The sequence below is a fragment of the Streptomyces sp. NPDC005266 genome, assembly GCF_040607655.1.
Classification (GTDB): Bacteria; Actinomycetota; Actinomycetes; order Streptomycetales; family Streptomycetaceae; genus Streptomyces.
In genome coordinates, this window is the sequence record NZ_JBEXHC010000004.1 from 394,279 (window position 1) to 416,434 (window position 22,156).

Genomic DNA, 22,156 nt, shown 5'->3' on the forward strand with positions numbered 1-22,156 from the left:
CGGTGAAAGGGAATTCGCATGCGGGACGTCGTGGCCGAGATGTACCGGTGGTGGCACGAGGGCGAACCCTTCGCCCGCGCCACGGTGGTGGCGACCTGGCACTCCTCGCCGCTGCCGCCGGGGACGAGCATGCTGGTCGGGCCCGACGGCTCCGCGGTCGGCAGCGTCTCCGGCGGCTGTGTCGAGGGCGCCGTCTATGAGCTGGCCCAGGAGGTCACCGCCGCCGGGACACCGGTGCTCCAGCGCTATGGAGTCAGCGACGACGACGCCTTCGCGGTAGGGCTGACCTGCGGCGGCATCATCGACATCTATGTCGAGCGCATCCACCGTGCCGGATGTCCCGAATTCGGCGACATGGCCACGGCGGTGCGGGCGGGAGAGCCGGTGGCCGAGGTGATCTGTGTGGCGGTCGAGGGCCCCGATCCAGCCGGACGGCTGGGCCGTCGGCTGGTCGTACGGCCCGACGGCACCACCGGCTCGCTCGGCTCCGGGCGGCTGGACGCGGCAGTCGCCGAGGACGCGCGCGGGCTGCTGGCCGGCGGGCGCACCGAGACCCTGCGCTACGGCCACGACGGGGTGCGCACCGACGAGGAGCTGACCCTGTTCGTGTCCGTCCATGCCGCGCCGCCCCGGATGCTGGTCTTCGGCGCGGTCGACTTCGCCGCCGCGATGGCCCGGATCGGCGCGTACCTCGGCTATCACGTCACCGTGTGCGACGCGCGGCCCGTCTTCGCCACCCGGCGCCGCTTCCCCGAGGCCCATGAGGTGGTGACCGACTGGCCGCACCGCTATTTGCGCACCGAGGCCGAGGCGGGCCGGATCGACGAACGCACGGTGGTCTGTGTGCTCACCCATGACCCGAAGTTCGATGTGCCGCTGCTGGAGGTGGCTCTGCGCCTGCCCCTCGCGTACGTGGGCGCCATGGGGTCCCGGCGCACCCACGACGACCGGCTCCGCCGGCTGCGCGCCACCGGGCTCGGCGAGGACCGGCTGGCCCGGCTTGCCTCGCCGATCGGCCTGGACCTGGGTGCCCGCACCCCGGAGGAGACCGCGGTCAGCATCGCCGCCGAGATCATCGCCGACCGCTGGGGCGGCAGCGGCACCCGGCTGGCCTCGCTCGGCGGCAGGATCCACAGCGACCACGCGATGCGGCCGGCCGCCGGGGACTGAGGCGGGGGAACAGCCGGGCCGAAGGGTCGTCACAATGGTCCCCGACCGGGATTCGGCCTGAGCCCGAACCTGTGGTGGGCGGCGGCGTTCCTCGCCCTGGCGGGCGTCGCAGACATGGTCTCCATGGTGTTCCGCGGCGCGATTCTGCAGTCCGCGGTCACCGACGACATGCGCGGCCGGATGCAGGGCGTGTTCACCGTGGTGGTGGCGGGCGGTCCGCGCATCGCCGATCTGCTCCACGGCACGGCGGGCTCCCTGGCCGGAGCCCGCACCGCGGTCACCGTGGGCGGGCTGCTGGTCGCCGCGGCGACGCTGGGCCTGGCCGCCGCGGTGCCCGCCTTCCGGCGCTACACCCGCTGATACGGCGGACCGGCCGTGCACCCCTGGAGACGGGCGGGTGCACGGCCGAAATGGCTCAGGCCGACTGCTCGCTGCGGTCGCCGCCCCACAGTGAGTGGAACGACCCCTCACGGTCGGTGCGCCGGTAGGTGTGCGCGCCGAAGAAGTCCCGCTGCCCCTGAATGAGCGCCGCGGGCAGCCGCTCGGAGCGCAGCGCGTCGTAGTACGCCAGCGCCGCCGAGAAGCCCGGGGCCGGCACCCCCAGCTCGGCCGACGTGGCCACCACCCGCCGCCAGGCGTCCTGGGCATCGCCCAGGGCCTGGGTGAAGTAGTCGGCGGTCAGCAGCGTCACGGGCTTGCGCTCCTGGGCGTACGCCTCGGTGATCCGGTTCAGGAACCGCGCCCGGATGATGCATCCGCCGCGCCAGATCCTCGCGACCGCGCCCGGGTCGATGTTCCAGTGGTACTCCTGGCTGCCCGCCTCGATCTGATGGATGCCCTGTGCGTACGCCACGATCTTCGACGCGTACAGAGCCTGCTCGACATCGTCGGCGAACCGCTCCGCGTCCGCGCCCGTCAGCTTCTTCCCCGACGGCCCCGGGAGCCCCTGGGCGGCCTCCCGCAGATCGGCGTGGCCCGACAGCGAGCGGGCGAACACCGCCTCGGCGATGCCGCTCACCGGTACGCCCAGGTCCAGCGCGGTCTGGACGGTCCAGCGGCCGGTTCCCTTCTGCTCGGCCTGGTCGAGCACCACATCCACGAAGGGCTTGCCGGTCCCGGTGTCGACGTGGCCCAGCACCTCGGCGGTGATCTCGATCAGATACGACTCCAGCCGGCCCTCGTTCCAGGTCCGGAACACCTCGGCGATCTCGCCGGGCGCCAGTCCCAGCCCTCGCCGCAGCAGGTCGTAGGACTCCGCGATGAGCTGCATGTCCGCGTACTCGATGCCGTTGTGCACCATCTTCACGAAGTGGCCGGAGCCGTCCGGGCCGATATGGGTGCAGCACGGGACCCCGTCCACCTTGGCGGCGATGTCCTCCAGCAGCGGGCCCAGCGACTCGTACGACTCCTTGGATCCGCCCGGCATGATGCTCGGGCCGTGCAGCGCGCCCTCCTCACCACCGGAGATGCCGGTCCCCACGAAGTGCAGCCCGCGCTCGCGCAGCGCGGCCTCCCGGCGCCGGGTGTCCTCGAAATGGGCGTTGCCGCCATCGACGATCATGTCGCCCGGCTCCAGCAGCGGGGCGAATTCCTCGATCACCGCATCGGTGGGCGCCCCCGCCTTGACCATCATCACCAGGCGGCGCGGACGCTCCAGAGAGGCCACGAACTGCTCGGCCGTCTCGGCGGGCACGAAGTGGCCCTCGTGACCGAACTGCTCCACCAGCGCCTTCGTGCGCCCGTAGGTCCGGTTGTGCACGGCCACCGTATGGCCGTGCCGGGCGAAGTTGCGGGCCAGATTGCTGCCCATCACCGCCAGTCCGGTCACCCCGATGCGAGCCTGCTCCGCCATGGTTTCCCATCTCCTGCCTGTCGGTCGTCGTCCATGCCATTGGGTATGCGCGGTGTGCCCGGCGTTTCGGGTACCCCGCCCGGCCGCCGCTCACGACCGGGGTTGCGGTACGGGGTCCGTGCCGCACATACGAGGGTGCCGTCCCGGCCCGGACGGCACCCTCGAACGCGCGGCTTTCCCGCCGGCTCGCCTATCTCGGCATCTCTGCCGCCGTACCGTTGACGGTGCCCGTGGCCCTGGTGGGGCGCTCGAGGATGCCCCGGGTGTCGGCGGCTGGTGCCTCGGAGGCGGCGGCATGCTGCGGTGCCGAGGGGTCGGCGGAGCCGCCCGCGGTGCCGTTGCCGCCCTGCGGATGCGAGGAGCCATTGATCTTCTCGATCGCCTGCCGGGCCTGCTCACCGGGGGAGCGGGCCGCGAGCGGGGGTGGCGTGGGCGGGGCGGTGGCCGCGGGCTGGCTCCGCTCCTGCACGGGCTTGGCGTGGGCGCCGACGGTATGGATCTGGTTGCGCAGCCGATGGCTGACCGCCTCGTCGAGGCTCACCGGCCGCTGGAACTGAGCCGCCAGCCGACCGGCTTCCTGACCCAGCGCGGCGACGACGTCCCAGGGCAGATGGAGCACCAGACGGACTTCGGCATCACCGTCGGGGAGCGCTTGGATGGGAGGGGGGAAGCGATCGTTCATGTACGGGTCCTCCGGTCTTGGGGTCGGCCCGTGCGGGACGACGCGCGTCCGGCTGCCAGGACGCACACAGAGCCATACGGAGGACCGGTCCGTCGCGTTCACCCATTACCACAAGGACTGCCGCGGCCCCACGTCAGCTCTTGCTGAGCAGGATCGTCACCGCGGCCAGGATCGCCGCGAGCACCAGCGCCGCGATGCCGTAGATCAGCCGCTGCGACCGCAGGCCAGGGAGCAGCGCGTCAAGGGCGATCCGGCCCGATCCGGACAGCGCGAGTCCGGCCGCGCTGACCCCGATGACCATCGGGAACTCGAATCCGCCGAACCAGCCGAGCGGCCAGGCGGCGGCCACCGCGTTGGCCATCGTGCCCGCGACGGCGGCGCCGGCCAGCGGCGTGAGCAGCCCCGCGGCGAGGGCCAGACCGCCGAAGGTCTCGCACAGCCCCGCGATCACCGCCATCGCCTTGGGGGCGGGGTAGCCGAACTGGGCGAACGCCAGGGCCGTCTTGTCGATGCCCAGCCCGTGCCACCAGCCGAACAGATGCTGCGCGCCGCGCGCGGCGACGGTCAGTCCGACGGCGAGTCGTATGAGCAGCAGACCGGCGTCATGGGCGGTCAACACCGCGGCCGAGGATCTGGGCGTGGCCGGGGCCGAGGGATGTTCGTCCGGAGCGGAGGCGTTCCGGGGGTGGGATTCAGACATGGCGCCCTCGTCGTGGTCGGGCTCGGCGGCCAAGCGTCGAGCCGGATATCCGATATGCACCTTACGTGTGATTATTCCACCCGAATGGCGGGGTTCAATCCGTAGGCCGCTTCGGGACGGGCCCGTCACCGCCGCAGCAGCGCCTGCGTGGCCGGATGCCCAGCGGCAGGGCGGCCCCGGCCGGACAGCACAGGCCGGCCGCCGTCAGGGCCGTCTCGGCGGCCGGGGCCGGCGCCGGGCCGCCGGCCTCGGCCGCCCGGCGCCGGGCGGCCGTCCCTGCGACCGGCCCGGGCAGGACCACGCTGGCGCCGCCGCGACCCTGATCACCGTCTCGGTCCCGGACGCCTCGCCGGCGCGCTCGGGCCGGACGGCCGCCGGCCTCGCCGGCGCCGTGGCAGGGGCCGCAAAGGCGGCCCCGCCCGCTCACGCCGTACGAAGCGGGCCGACAGCACGAGGACCAGCATCAGCACGCCCCGGGCGCGGGTCGGGCCAGCCCCGGCTCGGCCCCCGGGCGACCAGCACCCCGAGTGCGGCGAGCGCGGGGCGCTCACAGCACAGGCAGCGGCGGGGCGGGCGCGCATACCAGTGACGTGCTCAGCGGCGGGGCGGGCGCGGGGCGCTCACGGCACAGGCAGCGGCGGGGCGGGCGCGCATACCAGTGACGCGCTCAGCGGCGGGGCGGGCGCGCATACCAGTGACGCGCTCAGCGGCGGGGCGGCAGCCGGTGCAACTCCACGGCGGTGAGCCGCCCGTCCTCGATCGCGGCCGTCATGAACGTACAGTACGGCTGTCGTCGCCGGTCGGTGGGGGAGCCGGGGTTGAGCAGCCGTAGCCGTCCGTCGGCCGCCGTGGAGTCCCAGGGGATATGGCTGTGGCCGAACACCAGCACATCAAGATCGGGAAACCGCTCCGCACAGCGCCGCTCCCGGCCCTGCGCCGGCCCGGTCTCATGCACCACGCCCAGGCGCACCCCGCCCAGCTCGGCGCGGGCCACCTCCGGCAACCGCGCCCGCAGCTCGGGCCCGTCGTTGTTGCCATGGACGCCGATCAGCCGCCGCGACCGCGCTTCCAGGAGGTCGAGGGTGGCGGTGTCCACCCAGTCGCCCGCGTGGATGACGACGTCGGCATGTGGCAGCCGCGCGAGCAGTTCCTCGGGAAGTGCTTTGGCACGCCGGGGAAGATGGGTGTCGGACATCAGCAGAAGACGCACGCGGTGACCGTACCGTGCGCATCACCACCGCCCGCACACCGCGCAGGGAGAACACCATGGCCGAGCGCCCGCCGCTGCCGCCCTTCACCCGGGAAACCGCCATCCAGAAGGTCCGCCAGGCGGAGGACGGCTGGAATTCCCGCGACCCCGAAAAGGTGGCGCTCGCCTACAGCGTGGACTCGCGCTGGCGCAATCGGGCGGAGTTCCTCCAGGGCCGGACGGACATCGTCGCCTTTCTCACCCGCAAGTGGTGGAGGGAGCTGGACTACCGGCTCATCAAGGAGCTCTGGGCCTTTGACGGCAACCGCATCGCGGTGCGCTTCGCCTATGAGTGCCATGACGACTCCGGCAACTGGTTCCGTTCCTACGGCAATGAGAACTGGCGGTTCGACGCCGACGGCCTGATGACCCAGCGCCACGCCTCCATCAACGACCTGCCCATCAAGGAGGCCGACCGCAAGTTCCACTGGCCGCTGGGGCGCCGCCCGGACGATCACCCGGGCCTGAGCGACCTGGGGTTGTGAGGTCGCTACCAGAGCCAGGGAGCCGATCCCGTGTCGGCCCACGTGGCGAGCTCCTGCCCGTCGACACACAGGATTCCGCACTGAGCGGCGTAGTCGATGGCGGGCTCGGTGAACTCGCTGGTCGTGACCACGATGGCGATATGGGCCTCGTGGACGGCGAAACATGTGCCGCCGAAACGCTGGACGTCCTGCGAGCCGACTTTGTGGGTCGCGTCGTACCGCTTGCACTGGATGACCAGGCGCCGCCCGTCCGGGGTGGTGGCGAGGACGTCCGCCCCCAGGTCACCGGCGCCGCCGACGACGCTGGTGGCCTCGCAGCCGTCCCGTTCGCACAGGTCCGCTATCGCCTGCTCGAACTCGTCGGGGTCCATCGCGTCGTAGTCGGCCTCCCAGGAGGGAACCTCCACCGGGGGAGCGGGGACAACCGCGTCCGGCGTCAACATGCCGCCGGGCCCCGCGGGGGCCAGGGCGAGGCGCCGGACGGCAAGGCGGCGCCGGCGCATCATGACGGCGGCCGAAAGTACCAGCAGACCAAGCGCCAGGGCGGCGATGGGATGGTCCTCGGCCGCCCGGGCGGCGGCTCTCGCGGTGATCCCCGCCGCGAAGAGAACGATGCCGATCAGCCCGCAGCAGACCGACAGGTTCCGCAGGCTGAAGGCGTACTGGCGACGGGTACGTGGTCGACGGGCGGGAGTGGTCATTGGGCGGCGGCCCCCCTCGTGGACGGCATCAAGATCATTCAGCCGCGTGCCCCGCTGCGGCGTTTCCACACCGGAGGCCCGGCGGCGACACGGCCGTCCGCCAGGAGGGGCCGGATGAGACGATGCCGTGGCGAGAGGTGGTGACAGCGTGACAGCCGACGCGGTGAGCGACCGGTATCCACGGCCGCTGGTGACGGCTGGGGAGGCCGAGTGGATCTGGCGGCTGCTGTCCGTCGAGGCGCTGCGGGAGGGGGTCAAACCGGAGACCGTACGGCTGGCCGTGGTGGTCGGCCTCGCCCGCGCCAGCGGCGCGCGCTACGGCGGCCTGCTGCGCTGCACCCTGCCGGCGCTCGACCTGGACGCCGGATCGGTGACGCTCGAACACGGCAAGCACCGCGTCCCGCGCCGGCACGGTCTGGACCGGGGCACGATCCTGGTCCTCCGTCACTGGCTGCGAGTGCGCCAGGAGCTCTGCGCCGAGCTGGAGGGTTCGGTGCCGGACGCCCTGCTGCTGACGGTGCACCACACCCATGACAACGGCGTGACCGTGGCCGCCGGGCTGCCCATCACGCGGCAGGGGCTGGTGCTCTCCTGGCGCCGCTTCGTCCATCGCACCAACGCCACCTACGCCGCCCGCCGTCCCCCGCTGCCCACCCGCTTCGAACAGGTTCGCCGCGTCTGGGACACCTGATGCCCGGCCTGCCGCGGTACGCCGGAGGGCGGGGCGCTCGAGCGCCCCGCCCTCCGGCACCCGGTCGGCTACACGGCGTCGGATCCCGCCGCCGCGGCGCGCGCCGTGACGGTGAAACGGGCCTGCGCGGTCGCGCCGTTCACGGTCACCGCGAGGGTGGCCGTCCCCGGGCGCAGCGCGGTGAGCTTGCCGCTCACCGGGTCGAACGCCGCCACATGGCGCGGTCTGTGCCCGGCGTGGGACGGGTCACCGATGTACAGATTCGGCGACCCGTTCCAGTCCGCGCTCACCGGGAAGCCGGCCGGCACCGTGCGGGCCTTGGGCCCCTCGCCCTGGACGACGGTCGCCGTGACCCCGGAACTCTGCCCGGCACGCAGCTCGGCGGGGGCGGTGAGGGTCAGGCCGTCCACATGCGGCCGGGTCTGCACGGAGACCCAGTCGGGCCCGCCCCTCCACGGCGCGTGGCGAGCCTCGGCCCGCTCCTTCAGCGGGACATGGTCGACGCCGACCATCGACCAGCCGGTGAAGCCGCCCTGGTCGGCCGGGGTGGCCGGGTTCTTGCCCGAATTGCCGTTGATCAGATAGGGGACACCGTCCACCCGCGAGGCGTGGAACGTGCCGACGTGACCGCCGATGAACGCCGCGCCCTTGCCCGTCGTACGGCGGAAGTCGGCGAGCCAGTTCTCCAGCAGGGCGGCCTCCTTCCGGTCGCTCAATTGGCTGCCCCGCTGCGGAGTGGGGTCACGCGGCGGGACGTGCTCGATGACCATGACCGAGCCGATGTCCGGGTCCGTGGCGGCCGCGTCCAGCCGCTGACGCAACTCCTTGATCTGGTCGAGGCCGCCGCCGCGCAGTCCGAGGCTCGACGTGTCGAGCGTGATGAAGCGGGTGCCCCGGTGGTCGAACGTCCGGTGGGCGGGCCCGAATTCGGCGGTGAAGTTGTCGATCCTGCCGCCCATGACCTCATGGTTGCCCGGCACGTAGTACCAGGGCAGGTCGTCGCCCAGCTCCTCCGTGAGCACGGTGCGGGCGAAGGAGAGGTCGGCGGGGGAGCCCTCGTCGACAAGGTCCCCGTTGATCACCAGGAAGTCGGGTTTCGCCGCCTTGATCTCCCGCAGGGTGCGGCGGGCCCGCTCGACGATCGGGCTGTCCGGCTCGCGGGCCACGAACTGCGCGTCCGACATCACCGCGAACCGCCAGTCCCGGCCCTCGGTCCGCGCGGCGGTCGAGATCAGGGGATCCCGGCGCACGCTCTCCTTCGGCAGCTCGACGGAGGGCGGCACCCGCGCCGTGAGGTCGTCGATCACGACGCTGCCGGTGTACTGGCGGGTGGCGGCCGTCTCGGCGAGATAGAACCGGTTCACCTTCAGCGGGTACGCGACCCCGGCCGGCACGGTGAAGTCCACATGCCGCCAGCCGGTCCAGGTCACGTACGGCCCCCGCAGCAACTGGTCCGAGCCCGCCGCGTCCTTCAGATGCAGCGTGGGCCACGCTCCCTTGCCATCACCCTTGACCCACAGGCCGAACGACTGCGGCTGTCCGTCCACCGCGAGCGGCTGCGGCGGGGTCACATAGGCGGCGCGCGTGGCCGTGGACCGGGTGAAGTCGTACGTCAGCTTCAGCCCGTTGCCGGTGTGGCCGTCCGGCGTTGCCTCCGCCGAGCCCAAGGCGCGGGCCTGGCTGAAGGTCCATCGGCCGGCGTCGTCGAAGGACGCCTCCTGGCGCTCGGTCAGTCCGACGGTGACGGCGAGCACCGTGCTGACGTCCCCGACGGTGACCTTGACCTGCCCCGCGGTCCCGTCGCCGCGCGCGGTCACCGTGAAGTTCCCGGTCTTCGCGTCGGGGACGATGTCGAACAGGGCGTGGTCGTAGTCGAGTCGGACATCGGACGGCTCGATGGGCGCGCTGGTGCCGTGCGCGTCCAGCCCGGCGATGCCGAAGCGGCCGGTGGCCTCGGCGTCGGCCAGACCGACCAGCCGGGTGGTGGGCTGGATCCGGTCGAGGCGGTCCAGGACGGTCAGCTCGAGGGAACCGTGGGCGGCGCCGCGCCGGGCCGAGACCGTGGTGTCGCCGCCGTGGCGTGCGGTGAACGTGCCGTCCGCCGCGACCCGGCCGATCCCCTGATCGGCCGACCGCCAGTGCGGTGTGCCCGCGGCAGGGCCGTATGTCTCGTCGTAACCGGCGGCGGTGAGACGGCGGGTGAGCCCCGGGAAGACCCGCTCGGGGTGGCCGCCCCTGATGGGGCCGACCGTGGGCGCGGACCCGGCGTCGGTCACCGTCTCCACCCAGAACCCCTTGAGCCGGCCGCTGCCGTCGGGGGCGGTGAGAGCGAGGCCGTTGGGGACGGTGCGCTCGCTGCCGTCGGACGGGCTGTTCTCCACCCGTGCCGTATCGCTCCCGGGCACGCGGGCGACGAGGGTGGACGAGCCTCCGCCGTCGAGGTTGAGCGCGCTGTAGGAGCCCGCGTCCTTCATCATCAGGCCCAGTTCGGTGAGGGTGACCCCACCGCTGTCGGCCTGTCGCCCGTCGACGGTGAGGATCTGCATCGTCCGCCCGTCCCGGGAGAAGCCGACGGCGGTGCGCGGGGCCGCGGTGTTGTTGCCCTCGCCCTCGTGACCGACCGCCTTGCCGTCGACGACCAGCAGCTCCCGGCCGCCGACGGCGGTGCGCGGGGTCTCGCCGCTGTCCGTCCGCGGCCGGTACTCCCACGACACGGCATCGCCCACCGCCAGCCGGGAGATCGCGTCCGCCCCCGCGTCGCGGCCCTCCAGCACGGTCGCGCCGGCCGGGATCTCGCCCTTGCCGGGCGCGCCCGCCGCCTGGGTGACCTTGCCGTCGACGACCGTGACCTCGGCGGTGCGCCGCGCGCCGTCCACCGTCTGGGCCCGGTCCGCCTCGCCCCACTGGGCGTTGTAGGCCCCGATGCCGCCGGCCGGGACATTGGCCGCGTTGAGCGCGGCGAGCGGATGCGTGCCGTCCGGGAGGGTCAGCGTGCCGTCGAAGTAGAGCTGGAGGACGCGCCCCGCGTCGGCCGGCCCAATGCCCACGGCCCTCCCGGGCCCGGCCGCGGCGGCGGAGTTGACGATCCGGCCGTCGCTGATGCCGGTGCCTTCGGGGGCGCCGGTCTGATTGATGTCGAAGAAGTCACCGTTGATCGCCGCGACCGTACGGCGTCCGGGCCCCGCCTTGTGCTCGGCGGCGAGCCGGGAGACTGCTTCGCGCTTGGCGACCTTGTCCGGGTGCAGATAGTCGACCTTCGTCCCCCCGGTGAGGTCGACCGACAGCGAGTCGACGCGCAGCCATTTGTCGGACTCCAGCCGGTCGTACGAGGTCAGCAGCGTCCCGGGGGCGACCGGACGGGTCGAGCGGGCGGTCTCCAACCCGTCGCCGTCGGCCACGGACCGGGTACCGGGGGCGGCGCCGGCGGCCGGTGGCGAGACCGGCCGCAGCATTTCGGCCGAGGTCCGGGGGAGCGGTTCGGGCGCCGGGGCGGGGGTGTTGTCGGCGGTGGCCTGGCCGGCGGCGCCCAGGACAAGGGCGGACACCGCGGCCACAACCGCCATGGGTCTGGCGAACGCGACAGGAGGCACGGCAACTCCATGGGGCCGGGGAACTCGTGTGGTTCACACGTACAGCGCCCCAGCATCCCGGCGGAGTTGGCCGGGCACCAGAAGGCGTCGGCGACATCATGGAGAACAAACGCCCGTGCGGGGCGGATCAGGGGAGCGAGTCACCGTCCACGTACACCCATGCGCCCCCCTCACGCACAAAACGGCTGTTCTCGTGGAGCTCGCCCGTGCGACCGCCCTCCACGTACCGCGCGCGGAACTCGACGGTGCCCGTCCGGTGGAACGCGCTGCCGTCCTTGCTCCCGAGGATCTCCAGCCCTACCCAGCGCAGCCCGGGGTCGAGCCCGACGCGGGGCGGCCGGGTGGTGGGGTGCCAGCTGCGCAGCAGATACGCCTCGTCCCGGACGGCGAAGGCGCTGTAGCGCGAGCGCATCAGCTGCTCGGCGGTGGCCGCCTGGGCCTCACCGCGGTGCAGCCGGCCGCAGCAGGCTTCATAGGGCGCGGGCAGCCCGCAGGGGCAGGACGTCGGGGCGGGGCGGGCCGGCCGCGGACGGCGCGTACGTCGGGACATGGCCCCATTGTTCCTCGAGTTCCTCGACCTCCTCGACCTCCTCGACCTCCTCGGCTCCGCCTCGTTCCGGTGGAGCGTCCTGGTGCTGCCGGCTCCGGTACTGACCGCGGTCATCGCCGCCCGCGCACACGGCTTCCCCGGCGAGCGCGTGCGGACGAGCGCATGAACGACCGCCCCGCCGTACCGAGTGGGGAGTCAGCTGGGGAATAGTGCCAGGTGATTGAACGGAAGCTGCCGTGGCGCCGTACGGGTAACGGCGGCTCCGCCCTCAGGGCCGGATCCGCCCTGCCACCACCGGGCCTCGCACGGAAGGACCTTCGGGTTGTCGCGCCACACGAGCTCTCGTCAGCTGCCGAAGCTGCCGCATACGGACAAGGAAACCACCGAGGAGGGCCCGACGCCGGAAGGGCCCCCGGACGCCGGTGCCAAGGGTGACGGCGCCGGTGGTGGTGAGGCCGCCGCGGCGGGTGAGGCCACTGCGGGTGACGCGACCACCGGAGAGGGCGCCGAGGGCGAGGGTGCCGCCGAGGATGGCGCGACCGCCGGTGAGGCCACCGAGGGTGAGGCCGCCACCGGGAAGAAGGCCGCCGCGAGTGACGCCGCCGAGGGTGAGGGTGCCACCGGGAAGAAGGCCGCCGCGAGTGACGCCGCCGAGGGTGGGGGTGCCACTGCGGGTGAGGCTGGGTCGGGTGAGGCCGCTGGGGGTGACGCCGCCACGAGTGAGGCTCCCACGGCTGACGCCCTCTCGGGTGAGGCCACAGCGGGTGAGGTGGCCACGGGTGGTGCCACCACTGGTGAGGCGGCCGACGGAGAGGCAGCAGCAGGGCACGCTGCCGCCGAGGGTGGGGGTGCCACCGGGAAGAAGGCCGCCGCGAGTGACGCCGCCGAGGGTGGGGGTGCCACTGCGGGTGAGGCTGGGTCGGGTGAGCCCGCTGGGGATGACGCCGCCACGAGTGAGGCTCCCACGGCTGACGCCACCTCGGGTGAGGCCACAGCGGGTGAGGTGGCCACGGGTGGTGCCACCACTGGTGCGGCGGCCGACGGAGAGGCAGCGGCAGGGCACGCTGCCCCGGGTGGCGCTGACGGTCGTGGCGCTGACGGTCGTGGCGCTGACGGTCGTGGCGCTGACGGTCGTGGCGCCGACGGCGGACGTCCGGATGACGAGGCCGCGGTCGACATCACGGCCGGTGCCGGCCCCGTCACCGGCGACGAGCGTGACGGGGCGGGCGAGGCCGTCGCGGCTGGCGGCTGGCGGCAGCGGTATCCGGTCGCGGCGCGGGCCGTGGCGTGGACAACCACCGGCTTGGCCTGGGCGGTGGTGCTCTTCGCCCTGCTCATGCCGAATCAGCTCCTCGCCTTCACGCCCGAGGAGTTCATGCGTCTCCCGGGGGAGGCGATCTTCGGAGCCGGTCTGCTGCTTCTCCTGCCGCCGTTGGCGAGGCGGGTGGCGGCGGTGCTCGGCGGAGTGTTCCTCGGTCTGCTGACGATCCTGAACCTCCTCGACATGGGCTTCAACGAGTTCCTTGGACGAGGGTTCAACCTCGTGCTCGACTGGATACTTTTCGACGACGCCGAGTCGTACCTCGAGGACTCGATGGGCCACACGGCGGCGCTGGCTGTCGTGATCGGGGTTGTGGTCCTCGCGCTCGCCGTGCTCGGCCTCATGGTGCTGGCGGTGCTCCGGCTCAGCAAGGTGATGGCCCGCAACAGCGCCCTGGCGACCCGTACCACCCTGGTGTTCGGGACCGTCTGGATCATGTTCGCCGCGCTCGGCGTGCAGGTGGCCGGGGTGCCGGTGGCTTCGAAGAGTACGGTCGCGCTCGTCAAGGACCGCGCCGAGCGGGTGCGCAAGACCTTGAAGGACGAGAAGGAGTTCGCCAAGGTGGCCGCCGTCGACGCGTACGGCGACACCCCGGGCGACCAGCTGTTGACCGGGCTGCGCGGCAAGGACGTCATCATCACCTTCATCGAGAGCTACGGCCGCAGCGCGATCGAGGACGAGGGGATGGCGCCCGGGGTCGACGAGACGCTCAAGGCGGCGACCAAGAAGATGGGCGCGGCGGGGTACTCCGCCAAGAGCGGCTGGCTCACCTCGGCGACGTACGGCGGCAGCAGCTGGCTGGGCCACTCCACGTTCCTGACCGGCCTGTGGATCGACAATCAGAACCGCTACCGCACCGTCACCGCGGGCGATCACCTCTCCATCACCAGCGCCTTCAAGCGCACCGGCGCCTGGCGGACGGTCGGCATCATGCCGGGTGTCCAGAAGAACTGGCCAGAGGGCAAGTTCTACGGCCTCGACCATGTCTACGACTCAAGGGAGCTCGGCTACAAGGGACCGAAGTTCAGCTGGTCGACCATGCCCGACCAGTACGCCCTGAAGGCATTCGAGCGCCTGGAGCACGGCAAGAAGCACGACAAGCCGCTGATGTCGACGGTCATCCTGACCTCCAGCCACCAGCCCTGGGCGCCCATTCCCAAGACGATCCCCTGGAGCAAGGTCGGTGACGGCTCGGTCTACAAGGGCATCCAGAAGGCGGGGAAGAAGCCGGGGGACGTGTTCTACGACTCCACCAAGGTGAAGACCGAGTACGGCAAGTCGATCCAGTACTCGGTGAAGAGCCTCACCGACTACGTGGTGAAGTACGGCAGCAAGAACACCGTGCTGGTCTTCCTCGGCGACCACCAGCCCCTCGCGCGGGTCAGCGGAAACCACGCCAGCCGGGATGTGCCCGTCGCGATCGTCGCGCACGACAAGTCCGTCCTGGACCGGATATCCGACTGGCACTGGCAGGACGGGCTGATGCCCGCTCCGAACACCCCGGTGTGGAAGATGAGTTCCTTCCGCGACCGTTTCCTGAAGGCCTACGGCCCGCAGCCGGGGTCAGGCACCCCGGCGCCGAAGAAGCGGTAGCTCCGGGCGTCAGTCCTCCTGTGTCTCCGGCGCCCGCTGTCGCGCCTGTCGGGCCGCCATGCGCTCGCGTTGGGGAAGGACCGTGTACTTCGGATCCTCGGCCGAGCGCGTTCCGGCGTGGAAGACGCCGAAGCGCGTACAGGCCGAGGCCGCAAGCAGCGCCGCGCCGCCGAGGGCCGCGGCGGCGCGGCTGCGGCAGCCGAGCAGGGCGCCGCCCAGGGCGCCCGCCACCGTGAGCGCCTCGGCCGCGCGCATGAGCCGGCCCGCCCGGCCCTCCCGGTAGGTCTCGGCGACCACTCCGAGGCGGCGTTTCATGGCCTGGACGGCGACGGTCTCCAGCGCCGCGCCGAACAGGGCGGCGCTGCGAGCCGGGGCGTTCTCGGCCACCGGCGAGGTGAGCAGAGCCATGCCGCCGGCCGCCGCCGCGGCCGAGCCGACGAACACAAAGGGCAGCTCGCGATAGCCGTCGTGCCATCCGGGGACGGCCGTGTCGGCGGCCAGCACCGCCGTGTACGAGGCCACTGCCGGACCCAGCAGCGCCGCCGCCACGGTGGCGGCCCGGCCGGTACGCGGCAGCCTGCCGCCGACGTCCAGTACGGCGGCGGCCCCGGCCACCGGGCCGTACGCCGCCAGCAGCCATGAGCCGACGCTCATCGGCGAGGTCGGCTTGAACACCCGCAGCATGTTGGCGAAGCGCTCCGGGCGGCCGAGGTCATGGACGAGGGCGGCGGCGGAGCCGGTGATGGACACCAGCGAGGAGATCTTGAGCGCGCGGGCCATGACCGGGCGGCGGGTCAGCTCGGCGCCCGCCGCGGCCACCGACCCGGCGCCCGCGAGGCCGCCGAGGAAGAAGTAGCCGGCGATGTCCCGGGCCTGCCAGGTGGGCGGGTTGAGCACGGGCCTTCCGTAGTACGAGGTGAACTCGGCCTCCGGCACCACCAGTTGCTCGCCCTTGCGGCCTTTGCGCCTCCCGCGTCCTTCGCGGCCAGGCCGCGTCTCGCCGTTCCACAGGCCCTGGCCGACCCGCGCGTCACGCCCCGGCCGCTCGCCTCGGATGCCGTCCCGGGTGACGTCCGACTCGCTCATCAGCACTTCCCTTTCATGAGGCCCATGAGACCCATGAGGCCGCGGCGGGTACGGCCGCGCGGCATACGGCCGTGGGCGGCGAACACGGCGATCATGCCGCCGAGCAGGGTCAGCGCCGCGGCGCCCGCGTGCCGCCACATCGAGGGCAGATCGCGGGTGGTGACGACCGGGTCCGGCGGCAGCCCGTACACCTCGGGCTCGTCCAGCAGCAGGAAGAAGGCGCCGTCGCCTCCAACGCCGTCCTCGGGGTCATGGCCGTACAGCCGGGCGTCGGGGACGCCGACGCGGTGCAGCTCCTCCACTCGGGCCGCGGCGCGCTCGTGCAGCTCCTCCAGCGGGCCGAACTGGATCGACTCGGTGGGACACGCCTTGGCGCACGCGGGTGCCTGGCCCGCGCCCAGCCGGTCGTAGCACAGGGTGCACTTGAAGACGCGGCCGTCCTCGGGGCGCTGGTCGATGACCCCGTACGGGCAGGCCGGCACGCAGTAACCGCAGCCGTTGCAGATGTCCTCCTGGACCACGACGGTGCCGAACTCGGTGCGGAACAGCGAGCCGGTGGGGCAGACGTCCAGACAGGCGGCGTGGGTGCAGTGCTTGCACACGTCCGAGGCCATCAGCCAGCGCAGCTCGGTCCGCCCGTCCGGGGACGGCGGCGCGGGGGTGGTGGGCGTGATCGCCGCTTCCTCGGGCGGGGTGCCGGAGCCGCGCCGCGCGAGGGCGAGCACATCGACATCGCTGTGGTCGACGGCGGCCTCGGCGTGGCCCAGCGGCTTGTTCTGCTCGATGAAGGCGACGTGGCGCCAGGTGGACGCGCCCAGGCCCCCGGTGTTGTCGAATGACATGCCGGTGAAGTCCAGCCCGTCCTCCGGGATGGCGTTCCACTCCTTGCACGCCACCTCGCACGCCTTGCAGCCGATGCACACCGAGGTGTCGGTGAAGAAGCCCACGCGCGGCGGATGCGCCTCGTGTCCGGCGTCCCCGGCGGGGTCCGGTTCGGCCCCGGCCAGCAGATCGCGGCCGATCAGCGACGGGCGCTTCGAGGTGTCGGTCATCCCCGCACCCGCGTTCCGGTCGGCACCGTGATACCGGCGCGTCGCCGGTAGGTCTCGAGCAGAGCGGTCAGCTCCGGGCCGCGGGGGCGGCGGCCGGGACGGATGTCGGCGGTCAGGGCCTTCACCTCCTGGATGTGCACATTCGGGTCGAGGGCGGCGGCGGCCAGCTCATTGGCCGAGTCCCCGCGCGTATAGCCATTGGGGCCCCAGTGGAACGGCAGCCCGATCTGATGGATGGTGCGGCCCGCGACCCTGATCGGGGACATCCGCTCGGTGACCATCACCCGGGCCTCGATCACCCCGCGTGCGCTGACCAGCGTCGCCCAGCCGGCGTGCTCCAGCCGTCGCTCGGTGGCCAGCTCGGGGGAGACCTCGCAGAAGAACTCCGGCTGCAGCTCGGCCAGATACGGCGTCCAGCGGCTCATCCCGCCCGCCGTGAAGTGCTCGGTGAGCCGGTAGGTGGTGACCACGTACGGGAAGATCTCGCTGCCCGGCTCATCCGCGCTGGGATGGACGGGGTTGTGCTCATCGGGGATCAGCACCAGTACCGGGTTGCGCTGCTGGTTTGGGTAGAGGGGGTTGCGCACCGGTGAGTCCTGCGGCTCGTAGTGCGCCGGCATCGGGCCGTCCACCAGCCCGGCCGGGGCGTACAGCCACCCCTTGCCGTCGGCCTGCATGATGAACGGATCCACCCCGCTGAGCGCGTCCGGGCCGTTGGCGTCCTTGGGCGGCCGGTAGGAGGGGGCCCGGTCGGGGATGAAGTCGGGGATGTCATGGCCTGTCCACTGCCCCTCGCCGGCGTCCCACCACACCAGCGCCTTGCGCTCGCTCCATGGCTTCCCGGAGGGGTCGGCCGAGGCGCGGTTGTAGAGGATGCGCCGGTTGGCGGGCCAGGCCCAGGCCCATTCGGCCGCGACCCAGTCCTGCTCGGTGTGGGGCTTGCGCCGGGCGGCCCGGTTGACCCCGTCGGCGTACACACCGCAGTAGATCCAGCAGCCGCAGGAGGTGGAGCCGTCGTCCTTCAGCTGGGTGTACGCGCTCAGCGGAGTGCCATGTGCGTCACGGCCGTTGATCTCGGCCAGGATAGCCTCGGCGCTCGGCTCCTCGAGCGGGCCCTCGGTGCGGTAGGACCAGTCCAGGGCGTGTACGAGGCGGTCCATCGGGTCCGTGGAGTCCTTCAGCCGCTCCTTGATCCGCCGGCCCAGGTGGTACATGAACCACAGATCGCTGCGCGCCTCGCCGTCCGGCTCCTTGGCGGCGAAATGCCACTGCAGCATGCGGTTGGTGTTGGTGAAGGAGCCGTTCTTCTCGGTGTGGGCGGCGGCGGGGAAGAAGAACACCTCGGTGGCGATGTCCTCGGTACGCAGCTCCCCGGTGTCGATCTCCGGACCGTCCTTCCACCAAGTGGCGGACTCGATGAGGGAGAAGTCGCGGACCACCAGCCAGTCCAGGTTGGCCATGCCCAGCCGCTGCATCTTGGCGTTCGCCGAGCCCACGGCCGGGTTCTCACCCATCAGGAAATAGCCCTTGCACTCCCCCTCGAGCTGCGCCTTCACGGTGTGGTAGGTGCTGTGGGAGCCGGTCAGCCGGGGCAGAAGGCCGAAGCAGTAGTCGTTGTCCGCGCGCGCCGCGTCGCCGAAGTACGCCTTGAGCAGGCTGACGACATACGAGCGCATCTCCCCCCAGAAGCCCTTCTCGGTCTTTATGGCCTCGATGAAGGTGTCCAGGTCCTCGTGCGCGTGGGCATGCGGCATGGGGATATAGCCGGGGAGCATATTGAACAGGGTCGGGATGTCGCTGGACCCCTGGATGCTGGCGTGGCCGCGCAGTGCCTGGATGCCGCCGCCCGGGCGGCCGATGTTGCCGAGCAGCAGCTGAAGGATGCTCGCGGTACGGATGTACTGGGCGCCCACGGTGTGCTGGGTCCAGCCGACCGCGTACACGAACTCCGAGGTGCGGTCCGGGCCGGAGTTCTCCACCAGCGCGCGGCAGACCTCCAGGAAGGTGTCCTGGGGGATCCCGCACGTCTTCTCCACCATCTCGGGTGTGTAGCGGGAGAAGTGGCGCTTGAGGATCTGATAGACGCAGCGCGGATGCTGGAGGGTGCGGTCGGTGTGGAGTTCGGGCGGAACGGGTGCGCCACCGGAGCCATGGGACTCGGAGGCGGCCGCGGCCGCTAGGGTCGCGCCACGGCGGGTGCGCTCCTCGTACAGCTCGTCGGCGTCGCCCTGCGGGGCCTGCACCTCCGCGCCCTCGTAGCTCCAGGTGCGGATGTCGTAGTGGCAGGTCTCCACGTCGAGACCGGAGAAGATCCCGCCCAGGTCCTCGGTGTCCTGGAACTCCTCGCTGACGATGGTCGCGGCGTTGGTGTACTCCAGGACGTACTCGCGGAACTCGTGGCCGCCCCGCAGGACGTGGTTGATGATGCCGCCGAGGAAGGCGATGTCGCTGCCGGCCCGGATCGGCACGTACAGATCGGCCAGGGCGCTGGTGCGGCTGAACCGCGGATCGACATGGATGACCTTCGCGCCGCGCGCCTTGGCCTCCATGACCCACTGGAAGCCCACGGGATGGGCCTCGGCGAAGTTGGAGCCCTCGATCACGATGCAGTCCGAGTTCTGCAGATCCTGCAGAAAGGTGGTCGCGCCGCCCCGGCCGAAGGAGGTGCCGAGCCCGGCGACGCTGGAGCTGTGGCAGACCCGGGCCTGGTTCTCCACCTGGACCACCCCGAGCCCCGTCCAGAGCTTCTTGATGAGGTAGTTCTCCTCGTTGTCCAGGGTGGCGCCGCCGAGGCTGGCGATCCCCATGGTGCGGTTGACGGTGACGTCGTCCTGTTCCCGCTGCCAGGTCTCCCGGCGGGTGCGGATCACCCGCTCGGCGATCATGTCCATCGCGGTCTCCAGGTCGAGCCGCTCCCATGCGGTGCCGTACGGGCGGCGGTAGAGCACCTGGTGGAGGCGGGAGTCGCCCGTGGTCAGCTGGAGCGTCGCCGATCCCTTGGGGCACAGCCGGCCGCGGCTGACCGGCGAGTCGGGGTCACCTTCGATCTGCACCACCCGGTTGTCCTTGACATAGACGTTCTGGGCGCACCCCACCGCGCAGTACGGGCAGACCGACTTCACCACCTTGTCGGCGGTCACCGTGCGGGGTGCCAGGTTCCGGGTGACCGCCGAGGTCGCGGCCGCGCCGCGGCCGAGCGGGTCCGCCCCGGTCAGCTGGCGGTAGACGGGCCACTCCTGGACCCAGGTACGTACGCCCATCGCCTGTCCTTTCGCGCTGTCCGGCCCGCCTCGGCCCCTGCACATGGTCGGATACGGCGCATGGGTTCCCGTAGCGATCTGTTTCACACCCCTCCCGCACCCGGATGCGCCGAATCGGCCGTCGTGGGGGTGGACGCCTGCTCCACCGGCTGGGTCGCCGTGACCCTGCGGGAGGGCCGCTTCGCCGGCGCCGGAACGGCCAAGGGGCTCACGGAGCTGCTGCGCCGGGTGCCGGACGCCGCCGTGGTGGCGGTGGACATGCCGCTGGGGCTGCCGGCGGCCGGGTCGCGGAGAGCCGACAAGCTGGCCGTGGAGAAGCTGGCCCCGCACCGCTCCCGGGTCTTCCCGGTGCCGCCGCGTCAGGTCTGGGAGGAGGCGGACTACGCCGCGGCCAATCTGTGCTGCCGGCGGCTCACCGGCCATGGGATGAGCCGTCAGTCCTGGGGGCTCGCGGCGAAACTGCGTGAGGCCAACGCATGCCGCGACGGAGGCGACTACCGGCTGCACGAGGACCCCGAGGTCTCCTTCGCCGCCATGAACGGCGACGAGCCCGTGGCCTGGAGCAAGAAGAGCTGGAACGGCCAGGCGGTGCGGCGACGGCTGCTGGCGGACCACGGCATCGTCCTGCCCGTCGACCTCGGCCCGGCCGGCCGGGTGCCGCCCGACGACGTCCTGGACGCCGCGGCGGCGGCCTGGAGCGCGCACCGCATCGCGCTCCAGGCCGCCCGGAGCCTTCCCGACCCGCCCGAGCCGGCGGACACGGGGCTCCCCGCCGCGATCTGGTACTGACTCCGGCGCGCGGATGCCGGGAGGCCGCCCGAGCCGTGCCTCGGGCGGCCTCCCCTTCCCCCACCCCCCGGAAATGGATCTCAGGGGCGTCAGCCGTCAGACGCTGACGCCGCGGGCACGCAGATAGGCGAGCGGGTCGATGTCGGACCCGTAGCGCGGGCTGGTGCGCACCTCGAAGTGGAGATGCGGACCGGTGGTGTTCCCGGTGTTGCCGGACCGGGCGATCCGGCGGCCCGCCTCCACGGTCTGCCCGGTGCGCACCGTCAGCGCCGACAGATGCGCGTACTGGGTGTACAGCCCGTCGGCATGATGAATGATCACCTGGTAGCCGAAGGCGCCGCCCCACCCCGCGGCCACCACGGTGCCCGGCGCGGCGGCGCGCACGGAGGTGCCGATGGGTACCGCGAAGTCCACTCCGGTGTGGTGGCCGCTCGCCCACCGTGAGCCGCGGACGCCGTACGCGGCGGTAATGGGGCCGTTGACCGGTGCCACATGGCGGCGCGCGGCGGACGGGCGGACTCCCTGGTGGCTGGGGGCCGCCGTCGCGCGTTTGGGCGGGGCCGCCGTCGCGCGTTTGGGCGTGGCCTTGTGCGGGTGCCGCGCACCCGAGGGGAGGGTGAGCCGCTGCCCCGGACGGATCAGATCGGGGTTCGCTCCGATGGTGCGGCGGTTGGCGTGGTAGAGCGCCTTCCAGCCGCCGCGGACGGACGCACGGGTCGCGATGCGGGACAGCGTGTCGCCGCGGACCACCGCGTACGAGCCGGAGGCCGTCGCCCGCCGGACCTGGTGCCTGTCGCGGTGGGAGGAGCCGGACCGTGTCGAGGGTGCCGATCGTGTGGATGGCTTGGCCGGTTTGGTGGGCTTGGCTTGCCCGGCCGGGTGGTGGGGGGTGCGCTTCGGGGTGTGTTTGGGGGTGTGCTTGGCCGGCGGTTTGGCGCTCCGGGAGCCGTCGCGGCTCGCCACCTTGGCGGACGGCCCGGAGCGCGTCAGCCGGGCCCGGGCGGAGCAGACCGGCCAGGCACCGGGACCCTGCCGGCGGAGAACCGCCTCGGCCACCCGGATCTGCTCGGCCTTGCTCGCCAGATCGGCCCGCGGGGCGTAGCCGGCGCCGCCGAACGCCTCCCAGGTGTGCTGCGAGAACTGCAGCCCGCCGTAGTAGCCGTTGCCGGTGTTGATCCTCCAGTTGCCTCCGCTTTCGCACTGGGCGACCTTGTCCCAGGTCTCGACCGGAGCCGCGTGGGCGACGCCGGCGCCGAGGAACGGCAGGACGATGCCGACGCTGCCCGCGGTCAGGGCTGCGCACAGCGGGGAGACCCGGCTGTGCGTCGCGGGGCGGCGGTGACTTCCTCGTACGGCCATGGGGCTGGTTCCTCTCCACAACGGCT

17 protein-coding genes and 1 pseudogene are annotated in these 22,156 nt (G+C 72.3%); 7 read left to right on the forward strand and 11 right to left on the reverse strand.

The genetic code is table 11. From position 1 onward, the window contains the following. The first annotated feature begins 18 nt into the window (after window positions 1-18). On the forward strand, window positions 19-1,170 hold the full coding sequence (locus ABZU99_RS10685) for an XdhC/CoxI family protein (protein WP_355949778.1): 1,152 nt from the start codon (window positions 19-21) through the stop codon (window positions 1,168-1,170). Between the two features lie 48 nt (window positions 1,171-1,218). Then, window positions 1,219-1,530 (forward strand): annotated as a pseudogene (locus ABZU99_RS10690) (MFS transporter); the annotation flags it as partial. Window positions 1,531-1,585: 55 nt separating this feature from the next. Here ABZU99_RS10690 and gndA read toward each other — a convergent pair. The 4 genes from gndA to ABZU99_RS10710 all read right to left on the reverse strand — a co-directional run bounded on the left by gndA (window position 1,586) and on the right by ABZU99_RS10710 (window position 5,614). Further along, a complete protein-coding gene (gene gndA / locus ABZU99_RS10695; RefSeq protein WP_355949775.1) occupies window positions 1,586-3,022 on the reverse strand; it encodes an NADP-dependent phosphogluconate dehydrogenase in 1,437 nt (478 codons plus the stop codon). Between the two features lie 190 nt (window positions 3,023-3,212). After that, window positions 3,213-3,704: a hypothetical protein gene (locus ABZU99_RS10700; RefSeq protein WP_356045261.1), complete on the reverse strand. Its 492-nt coding sequence runs from the start codon at window positions 3,702-3,704 to the stop codon at window positions 3,213-3,215. 133 nt (window positions 3,705-3,837) lie between these two features. Continuing rightward, complete coding sequence (locus tag ABZU99_RS10705; RefSeq protein WP_356045263.1) at window positions 3,838-4,404, reverse strand: DoxX family protein; 567 nt, start codon at window positions 4,402-4,404, stop codon at window positions 3,838-3,840. Between the two features lie 703 nt (window positions 4,405-5,107). Continuing rightward, complete coding sequence (locus ABZU99_RS10710) at window positions 5,108-5,614, reverse strand: metallophosphoesterase (RefSeq protein ID WP_356050186.1); 507 nt, start codon at window positions 5,612-5,614, stop codon at window positions 5,108-5,110. Between the two features lie 56 nt (window positions 5,615-5,670). Here ABZU99_RS10710 and ABZU99_RS10715 point away from each other — a divergent pair, with 56 nt between their 5' ends. Next, on the forward strand, window positions 5,671-6,138 hold the full coding sequence (locus ABZU99_RS10715; RefSeq protein WP_356050200.1) for a nuclear transport factor 2 family protein: 468 nt from the start codon (window positions 5,671-5,673) through the stop codon (window positions 6,136-6,138). A gap of 5 nt (window positions 6,139-6,143) precedes the next feature. On the opposite strand, the gene ABZU99_RS10720 is transcribed toward ABZU99_RS10715, so the two are convergent. Continuing rightward, window positions 6,144-6,839, reverse strand: a complete 696-nt coding sequence (locus ABZU99_RS10720; protein ID WP_356050187.1) for a restriction endonuclease — start codon at window positions 6,837-6,839, stop codon at window positions 6,144-6,146. Window positions 6,840-6,987: 148 nt separating this feature from the next. Between ABZU99_RS10720 and ABZU99_RS10725 the strand changes: the two genes are divergently transcribed. Beyond that, window positions 6,988-7,530, forward strand: coding sequence for a tyrosine-type recombinase/integrase (locus tag ABZU99_RS10725; protein ID WP_356050188.1), 543 nt, complete (start codon window positions 6,988-6,990; stop codon window positions 7,528-7,530). 68 nt (window positions 7,531-7,598) lie between these two features. Here ABZU99_RS10725 and ABZU99_RS10730 read toward each other — a convergent pair whose 3' ends face one another. Further along, complete coding sequence (locus ABZU99_RS10730) at window positions 7,599-11,093, reverse strand: phosphodiester glycosidase family protein (RefSeq protein WP_356050201.1); 3,495 nt, start codon at window positions 11,091-11,093, stop codon at window positions 7,599-7,601. Window positions 11,094-11,247: 154 nt separating this feature from the next. After that, window positions 11,248-11,670: a YchJ family protein gene (locus ABZU99_RS10735; protein ID WP_355948247.1), complete on the reverse strand. Its 423-nt coding sequence runs from the start codon at window positions 11,668-11,670 to the stop codon at window positions 11,248-11,250. On the opposite strand from ABZU99_RS10735, the gene ABZU99_RS10740 reads away from it, so the two are divergent. Beyond that, entirely contained in the window at window positions 11,669-11,836 is a 168-nt protein-coding gene (locus ABZU99_RS10740; protein WP_356050189.1) for a hypothetical protein, read from the forward strand. The two genes, ABZU99_RS10735 and ABZU99_RS10740, sit on opposite strands and share 2 nt — an antisense overlap. Window positions 11,837-12,673: 837 nt before the next feature. Continuing rightward, complete coding sequence (locus ABZU99_RS10745) at window positions 12,674-14,584, forward strand: sulfatase-like hydrolase/transferase (protein ID WP_356050202.1); 1,911 nt, start codon at window positions 12,674-12,676, stop codon at window positions 14,582-14,584. 9 nt (window positions 14,585-14,593) lie between these two features. On the opposite strand, the gene nrfD is transcribed toward ABZU99_RS10745, so the two are convergent. From nrfD to fdh, 3 genes are read right to left on the reverse strand one after another with little or no spacing between them, the layout of a single operon-like run. Beyond that, a complete protein-coding gene (gene nrfD, locus ABZU99_RS10750) occupies window positions 14,594-15,670 on the reverse strand; it encodes an NrfD/PsrC family molybdoenzyme membrane anchor subunit (RefSeq protein WP_356050190.1) in 1,077 nt (358 codons plus the stop codon). Beyond that, window positions 15,670-16,722 (reverse strand): 4Fe-4S dicluster domain-containing protein, encoded by a 1,053-nt coding sequence (locus ABZU99_RS10755; RefSeq protein ID WP_355948253.1) that lies wholly within the window; start codon window positions 16,720-16,722, stop codon window positions 15,670-15,672. The genes nrfD and ABZU99_RS10755 overlap by 1 nt, the downstream gene beginning before the upstream one ends. Then, window positions 16,719-19,982, reverse strand: a complete 3,264-nt coding sequence (fdh, locus tag ABZU99_RS10760) for a formate dehydrogenase (RefSeq protein WP_355948256.1) — start codon at window positions 19,980-19,982, stop codon at window positions 16,719-16,721. The genes ABZU99_RS10755 and fdh overlap by 4 nt, the downstream gene beginning before the upstream one ends. Before the next feature lie 60 nt (window positions 19,983-20,042). Here fdh and ABZU99_RS10765 point away from each other — a divergent pair, with 60 nt between their 5' ends. Next, the gene (locus ABZU99_RS10765) at window positions 20,043-20,771 is read left to right on the forward strand and encodes a DUF429 domain-containing protein (RefSeq protein WP_356050191.1); all 729 of its coding nucleotides are present in this window, start codon (window positions 20,043-20,045) and stop codon (window positions 20,769-20,771) included. A gap of 96 nt (window positions 20,772-20,867) precedes the next feature. On the opposite strand, the gene ABZU99_RS10770 is transcribed toward ABZU99_RS10765, so the two are convergent. Continuing rightward, window positions 20,868-22,130: a transglycosylase family protein gene (locus ABZU99_RS10770; protein ID WP_356050192.1), complete on the reverse strand. Its 1,263-nt coding sequence runs from the start codon at window positions 22,128-22,130 to the stop codon at window positions 20,868-20,870. Window positions 22,131-22,156 lie beyond the last annotated feature (26 nt).

Excerpts from the sequence above, each read along its gene's own strand:
- ABZU99_RS10685 (WP_355949778.1), top strand. The coding sequence starts at position 19 with ATGCGGGACGTCGTGGCCGAGATGTACCGGTGGTGGCACGAGGGCGAA.
- gndA (WP_355949775.1), bottom strand. The coding sequence starts at position 3,022 with ATGGCGGAGCAGGCTCGCATCGGGGTGACCGGACTGGCGGTGATGGGC.
- ABZU99_RS10700 (WP_356045261.1), bottom strand. The coding sequence starts at position 3,704 with ATGAACGATCGCTTCCCCCCTCCCATCCAAGCGCTCCCCGACGGTGAT.
- ABZU99_RS10705 (WP_356045263.1), bottom strand. The coding sequence starts at position 4,404 with ATGTCTGAATCCCACCCCCGGAACGCCTCCGCTCCGGACGAACATCCC.
- ABZU99_RS10715 (WP_356050200.1), top strand. The coding sequence starts at position 5,671 with ATGGCCGAGCGCCCGCCGCTGCCGCCCTTCACCCGGGAAACCGCCATC.
- ABZU99_RS10720 (WP_356050187.1), bottom strand. The coding sequence starts at position 6,839 with ATGACCACTCCCGCCCGTCGACCACGTACCCGTCGCCAGTACGCCTTC.
- ABZU99_RS10730 (WP_356050201.1), bottom strand. The coding sequence starts at position 11,093 with ATGGCGGTTGTGGCCGCGGTGTCCGCCCTTGTCCTGGGCGCCGCCGGC.
- ABZU99_RS10740 (WP_356050189.1), top strand. The coding sequence starts at position 11,669 with ATGGCCCCATTGTTCCTCGAGTTCCTCGACCTCCTCGACCTCCTCGAC.
- ABZU99_RS10735 (WP_355948247.1), bottom strand. The coding sequence starts at position 11,670 with ATGTCCCGACGTACGCGCCGTCCGCGGCCGGCCCGCCCCGCCCCGACG.
- nrfD (WP_356050190.1), bottom strand. The coding sequence starts at position 15,670 with ATGAGCGAGTCGGACGTCACCCGGGACGGCATCCGAGGCGAGCGGCCG.
- ABZU99_RS10755 (WP_355948253.1), bottom strand. The coding sequence starts at position 16,722 with ATGACCGACACCTCGAAGCGCCCGTCGCTGATCGGCCGCGATCTGCTG.
- fdh (WP_355948256.1), bottom strand. The coding sequence starts at position 19,982 with ATGGGCGTACGTACCTGGGTCCAGGAGTGGCCCGTCTACCGCCAGCTG.
- ABZU99_RS10765 (WP_356050191.1), top strand. The coding sequence starts at position 20,043 with ATGGGTTCCCGTAGCGATCTGTTTCACACCCCTCCCGCACCCGGATGC.
- ABZU99_RS10770 (WP_356050192.1), bottom strand. The coding sequence starts at position 22,130 with ATGGCCGTACGAGGAAGTCACCGCCGCCCCGCGACGCACAGCCGGGTC.